General features: G+C 63.0%; 2 protein-coding genes. Both read left to right on the top strand.

Features of this window, described 5'->3' with window-relative positions; translation table 11 throughout:
- Nucleotides 1–2,226: non-ribosomal peptide synthetase (locus AC1RRC_RS33160; protein WP_493060192.1), on the top strand; the 2,226-nt coding region annotated here is incomplete at its 5' end.
- Nucleotides 2,219–3,631, top strand: a 1,413-nt coding sequence (locus AC1RRC_RS33155) for a condensation domain-containing protein (protein ID WP_493060191.1), incomplete at its 3' end; no start/stop codon positions are given. The genes AC1RRC_RS33160 and AC1RRC_RS33155, both read left to right, overlap by 8 nt.

Below are 3,631 nucleotides of genomic sequence, written 5' to 3'. Positions count from 1 at the left end.
ATGGCCGCCCTCGAACTGCCCGGCCTGACGCTCGAGCCGCTGCCGGCCGACAGCGCCACCGCCAAGTTCGACCTGACACTCAACATCACCGAGCAGGACGGCGCCCTCGATTGCGTCTTCGAATACAGCACCGACCTGTTCAACGACACCACCATCGCCCGCATGGCGGCGCATTTCAACCGCCTGCTCGACGCCATCGTACAGGCCCCATCCAGCAACAGCGGCGCACTATCGATGCTGGACCAGGTACAACGCACGCAATTGCTGGTCGATTGGAATGCCACGGAGCGCGCCTATGCCCACGACAGCACAATTGCCCAGTTGTTTGAAGTCCAGGCCAGCCGCCATGCTGATTTGATCGCCGCCAGCTATGCGGGGGAACGGCTCACCTATGCCGCATTGAACGCGCGCGCCAACCAGGTTGCCCATCACCTGCGCAGCCTGGGCGTGGGTCCTGACCAGGTAGTCGGCATCAGCGTCGAACGCTCGCTCGACATGGTGGTCGGCATGCTGGCCATCGTCAAGGCTGGCGCCGCCTATCTGCCGCTGGATCCCGGCTATCCGCGGGAACGCCTGGCGTATATGCTTGAAAGCGCACAGCCTGCAGCCTTGCTGACACAAAGCGCCTTGCGCACCGCATTGCCGGAAAACGCGCTGCCGACGCTCTACCTGGATTGCGATGCGCATCTGCTGGCGTGCCAGCCCGAGCACAATCCGCCGCCCCTGGCCGTGCCGGGCAACCTGGCCATCGTCCTGTACACCTCGGGTTCGACCGGCCGCCCCAAAGGCGTCAGCCTGACTCACCAGGCGGTGATGCGCCTGGTCTCCAATCTAGAATACATGACGCTGAGCCCGGGCGACAAAATGGCACAAACTGCCAGCAGCGCCTTCGACGCCATCACCTTCGAACTGTGGGCCGCACTGGTGCATGGCTGCCAGCTCTGCATCATCGCCAAAGACATCATCCTGTCGCCACGCGACTTGGCGGCAACCGTGCGCGAGCAGGAGATCGATGTCCTGTTCCTGACCACTGCGCTGTTCAACCACGTCGCCAACGACTGTCCGGAGCAATTCGCGCGCCTGCGCCATATTCTGTTCGGTGGTGAAGCAGCCGATCCCCGCGCCGTGGACGCCATGCTGCGCGCCGGCCCTCCCGGCCGCCTGCTGCACTTCTACGGTCCGGCCGAAAGCACGACTTTCGCCACCTGGCACCGCGTAACGGAAGTTGGCGCCGGTGCGCTGACCATTCCGCTGGGCCGTCCGGTGGCCAATACCCAGATCTACCTGCTGGACCCCAGGCACAACCCGGTCCCCGTCGGCGTGTGCGGCGAGGTATACATCGGCGGCGTGGGCCTGGCGCGCGGCTATATGAACCGCCCCGAACTGACTGCGGAAAGATTCATCGCCAACCCGTTCAGCGACATGCCGGGCAGCCGCATGTACCAGACGGGCGACCTGGCCCGCTATCTGCCCGACGGTAATCTCGAATATCTGGGCCGCATCGACGACCAGGTCAAGATCCGCGGCCTGCGCATCGAGCTCGGTGAAATCGAGGCCGCCCTGGCAGCGCTGCCGGCCATCCGCGACGTGCTGGTGCTGGCGCGCGAAGACCAGCCGGGCGAGAAACGCCTGGTGGCCTATCTTGTGCCCCAGCAAGCAGACGACTCCTTGCAGGACAAGGTGCCTGAAATCCGCACGGCCCTGTTGCGCAGCCTGCCCGACTATATGGTGCCGGCCCACTTCATGATCCTCGAACAACTGCCATTGACTGCCAACGGCAAAGTGGACCAGCGCGCTCTACCGGTTCCGGATACAGCCGGCAGCACCGTCGATTACGTCGCGCCGCGAACGTCAACGGAAGCTGACGTGGCAAACATCTGGGCCGATCTGCTCAAGCTGGATCAAGTCGGCGTGCACCACGACTTCTTCCAGCTGGGCGGCCACTCCTTGATGGCGACGCAAATGGCGAGCAAGTTACGCGCTGCTTTTGGTATCGACATTCCCGTACGTACCCTGTTCGAGTCGCCCACCGTCGAAACACTGGCGCGCCATATTGACGCCGCGCTGGCGGAAGCGGCACGGGTGAAAGCCGAGCAAAAATCAGCCCTCAGCGCGCGCATCCAGCAAAGCCTCGACAGCATGTCGGACGAACAAATCATTGCCCTCGCATTGGAAAAAAGGCGCCTGAAGGCTGCCCAACAAAAGAAAGACACCGAACATGAATAAGAACGATCTCGCCGCACTGAGGGCCGAACTGCTTGCAAGCCTGCTGCAGGAAGAGGAAGCGCAGCTGGATGCGGACGCGCCGCAACTGCACGCCGTACCGCGCGACCAGGAGCTGACGCTATCGTTTGCCCAGCAGCGCATGTGGTTCCTGGACCAGCTGGAACCTGACAGCGCACTGTATAACATTCCTGCGAGCATGCACTTGAAAGGCGTGATCGATCTCGCCGCCATGGGCCAGACCATCCAGGCGATCGTCCAGCGCCACGAAGTGTTGCGGACAACGTTTTCCATCGTGGACGGCAAGGCGCGCCAGGTTATTGCCCCCACGCTTGAGGTTCCGCTCGTGGTCACGGATTTGCGACACCTGCCATATGCCGAGCGTACGCTGCGCGCCGGACACTTGAGCAGCGAAGAGGCTGCTGCTCCGTTCGACCTCGCCACGGGTCCGTTGATACGCGCCCGTTTGCTGCGCCTGGACGATGACGAATACACTGCCCTGTTCACGATTCATCACATAGTCTCCGATGCCTGGTCGATGGGCGTGCTGGTCCGGGAAATCGCCACCCTGTACGCCGCCCTGGTACGGAATCAGGCATCGCCGTTGGCGCCACTGGCCATCCAGTACGCCGACTTTGCCCATTGGCAGCATCAGTGGCTCAGCGGTGACAATCTGGCCCTTCAGCTCGATTACTGGACCGAGCGCCTGGCCGACGTTCCCAACCTGCTGGCTTTGCCCACTGATCGCCCCCGTCCACCGGTGCAATCTTTCAAGGGTACGCTGCTGCCATTTACCATACCCGCCTCCATCACCGCCACGCTGCATGCGCTGGGCCAGCAACAGCAGGCCACGCTGTTCATGGTCCTCACGGCAGCGTTCAATGTGCTGCTGGCGCGCTACTCGGGCCAATCCGACATTTGTATCGGCACCCCGATTGCCAACCGCAACCGGGCCGAAACGGAAGCGTTGATCGGTTTCTTCGTCAATACGCTGGTGTTGCGGTCCAGTGTCGACCTCGATGCACCGTTCACCACACTGCTGGCGCAAGTGCGCCAACACGCGCTGGGCGCTTACGCCCACCAGGATGTGCCGTTCGAGCAGGTGGTGGAAGCCCTTAATCCGGAGCGTCACTTGAGCCATTCTCCGCTGTTCCAGGTGATGCTGGCGCTGCAGAGCGCTCCCATCGGCAAGCTTGAATTGCCGGGCCTGACCCTGGAATCCCAGTTGGCTGACAGCGCCACTGCCAAGTTCGACCTCACGCTCAATATCGTGGAACTGGATGGTGAGCTGCGCTGCGACTTCGAGTACAGCACCGATCTGTTCGACGCCGCCACCATTGCCCGCATGGCCGGCCATTTCAGCGGCCTGCTGGCGGCCATCGGCGCCGATCCCGCCTGTCCCGCCGGC

This window comes from Pseudoduganella sp. GW821-FHT12E03, assembly GCF_058807115.1.
Note: the sequence above shows the minus strand (reverse complement) of the source record. Positions and strands in the feature narration are given on the sequence as shown.